The 5,114-nt window shown below is 47.8% G+C and carries 7 protein-coding genes; 6 read left to right on the forward strand and 1 reads right to left on the reverse strand.

The window, feature by feature from the left end; translation table 11 throughout:
- From K8S15_02805 to K8S15_02830, 6 genes are all read left to right on the forward strand, one after another.
- A partial coding sequence (locus tag K8S15_02805) for a T9SS type A sorting domain-containing protein (protein MCD4774964.1) occupies window positions 1–1,145 on the forward strand: 1,145 nt, incomplete at its 5' end.
- A gap of 56 nt (window positions 1,146–1,201) precedes the next feature.
- Complete coding sequence (locus K8S15_02810) at window positions 1,202–1,927, forward strand: transposase zinc-binding domain-containing protein (protein MCD4774965.1); 726 nt, start codon at window positions 1,202–1,204, stop codon at window positions 1,925–1,927.
- Between the two features lie 434 nt (window positions 1,928–2,361).
- Entirely contained in the window at window positions 2,362–2,904 is a 543-nt protein-coding gene (locus K8S15_02815; protein ID MCD4774966.1) for a hypothetical protein, read from the forward strand.
- Between the two features lie 101 nt (window positions 2,905–3,005).
- Window positions 3,006–3,467: a hypothetical protein gene (locus K8S15_02820; protein ID MCD4774967.1), complete on the forward strand. Its 462-nt coding sequence runs from the start codon at window positions 3,006–3,008 to the stop codon at window positions 3,465–3,467.
- 123 nt (window positions 3,468–3,590) lie between these two features.
- On the forward strand, window positions 3,591–3,791 hold the full coding sequence (locus K8S15_02825; protein ID MCD4774968.1) for a hypothetical protein: 201 nt from the start codon (window positions 3,591–3,593) through the stop codon (window positions 3,789–3,791).
- Between the two features lie 148 nt (window positions 3,792–3,939).
- Complete coding sequence (locus tag K8S15_02830) at window positions 3,940–4,635, forward strand: DNRLRE domain-containing protein (GenBank protein MCD4774969.1); 696 nt, start codon at window positions 3,940–3,942, stop codon at window positions 4,633–4,635.
- A 286-nt stretch (window positions 4,636–4,921) separates the two neighbouring features.
- Here the strand turns inward: K8S15_02830 and K8S15_02835 are convergent.
- Window positions 4,922–5,114, reverse strand: a 193-nt coding sequence (locus K8S15_02835; protein MCD4774970.1) for an FAD-dependent thymidylate synthase, incomplete at its 5' end; no start/stop codon positions are given.

Raw genomic sequence — 5,114 nt, forward strand, 5'->3', positions numbered from 1 at the left:
TTTATGTGGGAAGGATACCGGTGAATGACACCGGTCGTATCACATATACCCTCAACAAATCCGTTACCTTTGAGCAGGATGCCGGAAGCTGGAAGAAGAATGTTCTCCATCCCACATCCATACTTTACTTCGAGAACCAGGACCACAGCGGTTGTCCTTTTACTGATGGAGCCACGGTAATCGATTCCATCGAGACCGGGTTGATGGACGGCTGGAACATTACACACATGAGTGAACAATGGGGTCTTGTTCAGTCCCCGTTCCCATGGCCCCCTGTGAGCGAAGGTGCCTTCTCCAATCATTGGCGCAATGGTCAGTATGCGGTGGTTAACTGGTCAGGTCATGGCTGGACCAACGAAGCTGCAAGATCCGTCTGGGAATGGGATGACGGTGACGGCGTTCCTGAAACAGGTAATGGTGAAGTCTATTGCGTTACCTTCATAAAAACTTCCTCGACAGATCTTGATGATGATTACCCGTCGGTTGTATTTGCTATCTCGTGTGATGTGGGCTATCCCGAACCAAACGCATGGGGGAACCTGGGCATTGACCTTTTAACAAAGCCGGGCTGGGGTGCTTCTGTTGGTATAGTGAGTGCTTCAAGAATTGCGGCCATCTCGCGTGACTGGATAAATGATCCAGGAGGAACGCAGCAGATCTGCTTCGATTTCAACCGTTATCTTGTCAGTGAAGGCGAGCATGTGGGAGTTGCCCTGTATAACGGCAAGTACGACGCTACAACCGTTTACGGCTGGTCACATATCTATGAATACTTGAACATGTACAACTTCAACCTTTACGGTGATCCATCGCTGGAGGTCGCCGGTTACCCGACCGGTATTGAGGGGCAAACAGAACCTGGAGTTATCGCTCCTTCTCTTCTCCCCGCTTATCCCAACCCGTTCACATCTTCAACCACACTAAGCCTGACATTGCCGGCTTCAGGAATGGTTCTTGCTGTTGTGTATGACATAACCGGCAGGCAGGTATCCTTACTAATGGAAGATATGTGTCCCGCCGGAGAGTTGCTGCTTAGCTGGGACGGCAGAGACAATGACGACGCACCGCTTGGTCACGGTATCTATTTTGCCGTGGTTACAGTTGGTTATCAGCAGGTTGTTCGGAGGATGGTTCATCTGAAATAGGACAAGGTCTTCATCTCAATTGATGATTACTTATAGGAGCGATATAGAATTCTACTTTGTTCCGACTGCTGGATACCCATTATGAGGAATTCAGGGATGTGTATAACGAACGCTTCTCAAAACATTACGGCTTCTGGCACCCCCTTACCGATGAAGTTGTTGAGAAATACCTGGAATACGGTGATCCTCATTACGATTTTGCCAGGATTCGCTGCAAAGACTGCGGAGCTGAATATCCGAGAGCCTTCTCCTGCAAGTGCCGTGCATTCTGTCCATCCTGCTCGAAGAGGAAGTCATTAGACCTTGCTATCTTCCTTGAAGAAGAACTCTTCAGATCGGTTCCCCACCGGCACTGGGTGTTGAGTGTTCCGAAGATGCTCAGGCTGCACTTCCTGCACCATAGAAAACTTCTGCCAAAGCTTTGCAGATGCGCCTGGGACTCACTTACGGTGTTTCTTCATGAAGCCCTTGATCGCAGGGATGTTTTTCCCGGCGGCATCCTTGTGCCGCAGACTTTCGGTGGCATGGCCAACTGGAACCCCCATGTTCACGCTCTGATTACTGACACCTGCTGGGACAGGGAAGGTAATTATTACCCCAGGCCTGAAATAGACACCGCAGGTCTCCAGGTGCTTGAAAAGCTCTTTGCCGGTCTTATTTTCAGAATGCTTCTCGAAGAGGATATGATTTCCGAGGAGCTTGTGGAGAAGATGCGGAGCTGGAGCTTGTCTGCGAACCCTGCGCAGACTACGTTCCATGGCAGGATGATGTACCTGAGATAGAGGCTGGGTAAGTTTTCAGCGATCCGGCTTCAGGGAGTGAAGTATGCCCTGATGCGGTGCTTCCAGTGAAAACCTGCGGGAAGGCATGTTTGACCAAGTTTGTTTCGGACAGTATGGTCAGTTTCCGGGATTACCCGGGAACCAAAAGCTTCTGGCATGCTGGTTTCAGGCAGAAAAAGGTAACATCTGCGTATAGATGAGCTGTTTTAGGAGTGGGTAATAGGATCGTAGAAAATCAACTTTCCTAGTATTAGGAAGAAGTCTCAGGCAGAATCACTCTGGGTGTCAGGCTTTCCGATCCAGAGGGAAATCCACTAGATGTTCAGTACGAATACTCTACCGATGCGGGAAGGAACTGGAGAACCGCTACAGTACTCGAGAGTTCCACCCCCATTTCCAGTTCATATCAGAACGATGTCATCTGGGAATCGGAGGTGGATATACCCGGGTTTGATGGCAATCAGGTTAAATTCAGAGCTGTCCCCGAAGACCTCGATGTGGGAATAGCGGTACCCTCCTCCCCGTTCCATGTAGACAACAACAGATATCCATCAATTACGGTCACATCCCCTGGCAAATGGGAAACCTTTGACGGTTCCATTCCAATCTCATTCCGCATTTCAGATCCCGAGGGAGATGAAATATCCCTTGTGCTGCATTACAAATTGGAAGGTTCATCCACATGGATTCCTGCTGTGGGCCTGAACGCTAACGAACGCTACCTGCCTTCTTCATACATTTCAACAGTAACCTGGAACTCTTCGGAAGACCTTCCGGGAATTGAGCCTATGGAACTAAGGATAAAGCTTGGCGCCGTTGACGGGGATACGATCTTCAGCGAAATCATAGGACCTCTCTCAATTGACAATTCCAGAATTCCATCAGTGATCAATCTGATGAATCACAAACATCCGAACTTACAGAAGAGGAAGCCTTCATCAGTGATCAATCTGACGAATCACAGATATCCGTCCTGACAGAGGAGGATGTACCTCTCTGTCTCTCTTACAACGGATCCTACTACCTCCACTCCACAGGAGGACCGACTGAGAATGGCTGTGAGGCCTGGGTTACATTAATGAACTCTGGCGAATATATCTACGCCGCCCTCGGTCCTGTGGACAAGCTCGAGAGACTGGGTTTGTTCGCCGAGAGCACCCTGTCTGGAAATGACCAGTTATCAGAGAACAGACGCATCCCGGCCAGTAATGAATACCTGTTGATCGATTACACAGATTTCGGAGACCAGGCGATGATCGAGGGGCTTCCCTGTGGAGTCGACGCATACATAATTATCAACAGTGACAAGGAATTCATCTTCTATCGTGTAGAAGGTTCGACGGAACAGCTGGATGAGCTTGGCTTCCCGATGGAGCAGTTGCTGGCAGCCAACGAGGAACTGGGATCGTCACAGATGATCGACGTGAGCGCAAGCAGGATCAACGTGGCTGAAGACCGCATTTCGGGAAAACTGCTCCTGATCGGGGAATCCATCTCTGGAATCCCGACAGCACTAGTCTATAGCGGAGGATCAGAGTAGGTCAATAATACGCGCAGATACCTTTAAGGTAAAATCAGCGTACAAATTGGCGAAGCTTCCAACCGGATAGTAGTCTGATGCTTCCATAGAAGACCGCCGTCATACTCATGCAGCAGAAGACAGGTGTGGGCTGCTCTTCTGAAGAAGATCTGGGATGTGGATGCTCTGAAGTACCCGAAATGCGACGACTGCATGAAGGTCATCTCTCTTATCGAACAGCCTTCGGTCATCAGGCGCATCCTGAAGCACCTGGAATTAGTCTGTGAATCCGATGCAGACTATGTTCCCTGTAGGGATGATATTCCTGGGATCGAGATTGAATGATTTTTCTATTCCGGCTTCAATGCAGATGTGTGCCCTGCTGCGAAGAACCTGGCAGTTATCAGATGTCCGTTGCATTGACCGGGCAGAGTTACATTTGGTATTATCCTTTGAAACAGGTCATAATCATTAATATAAGAAGGGTTTAATTATGTTGAAGTATTCAGTAGTAACTATTGCGTTAATGCTTACCGTTTCGAGTGTGGCCCTGGCTACGGTTGCAGTTGTTTATCCGAGCGACGATTCTTTCGTATGGAGATTTGCTCCCAATAATAACTATGGTTCTTATAATGAAGCAACAATCGGTAAAGATGCTTTAGAACTTATCTGGGAATTTTGGGCCAGGTTGTTTTCTCGCTATAGATTCAATTACGAGCACATGTGGACTGCGCTTAGGTTTGACGTTACGCCATACTCGGGTATTACGCTCGATTCCGCGAAAGTTGCCGTATATATCTATAAGACTCGAGGTACTTTCCCGCCGAATGAAGTGTGGGTTGCCAAGTGCAGTGGTAATTGGGATGAAAACGAAATAACATGGAACAATAGACCCAATTATCACGATTGGCACGTGCCACCTGCCCCGGAATACGCTTGGTGGACTATAGACGTTACGACCTGGGCACAGAAATGGATAGATGGTGCATACCCGAATTATGGTATATGGATAGGCACAAATGCTACTGGTCGTGATTATTTCGATATTTACACGAAAGAAACGATTGGTACAATAGCCGATCCACAGCTGATATTATACTACACCGAAGGCTCTGTCGAACTCACATTCCCTATCCTCGAAGGGGTATTCGTCAGAATTTTGCGAAATTCTTCATTACTCTATAGATGAGATTGTGAATACTTTGCAGTACGTTCACAATAGTGCCTGTGTGTCCAGCGACATTCTCGTTCTCCTTATCATCGAACATTCTGAACCAGAATTATGTCTTGATATCCTAAAAAAATGGAAAAGCTATAAAAAAGGTAGTATTCAAAGCTTCCCTGGAACAGACTGGCTTTTCCCCTCTGAACTTCGTAGATTTTTTCAACCAGGATGGACAGCAACTGTTCGTCATGGCTGATAAGGATCAGCGTTGAGTTTATCCGATAACCTCAATCTCAGGTAAATCGTCCCTTCATTTACTTAACATGGTGGGGCTGAACAGATCGGATACTTCGGATTTTCCACCGGTAAGCATGCATGTGTAAGGTGCCTTTTCTCTTAAGGCAGCCAGCATTCTGTGAGCAATATTCCTGATATCCCACTGAGCGTGGGCGTCTTCCCGAAGCCTTGAATAATGGTAAAGCTCCCGGCCGTTCATACTAAGA

The organism is Candidatus Aegiribacteria sp. (assembly GCA_021108005.1).
In the GTDB taxonomy this organism is placed as follows: domain Bacteria; phylum Fermentibacterota; class Fermentibacteria; order Fermentibacterales; family JCC-6; genus Aegiribacteria.

Coding starts and splice junctions, on each gene's coding strand:
- K8S15_02830 (MCD4774969.1), top strand. CDS start 3,940: ATGTTGAAGTATTCAGTAGTAACTATTGCGTTAATGCTTACCGTTTCG.
- K8S15_02820 (MCD4774967.1), top strand. CDS start 3,006: ATGAACTCTGGCGAATATATCTACGCCGCCCTCGGTCCTGTGGACAAG.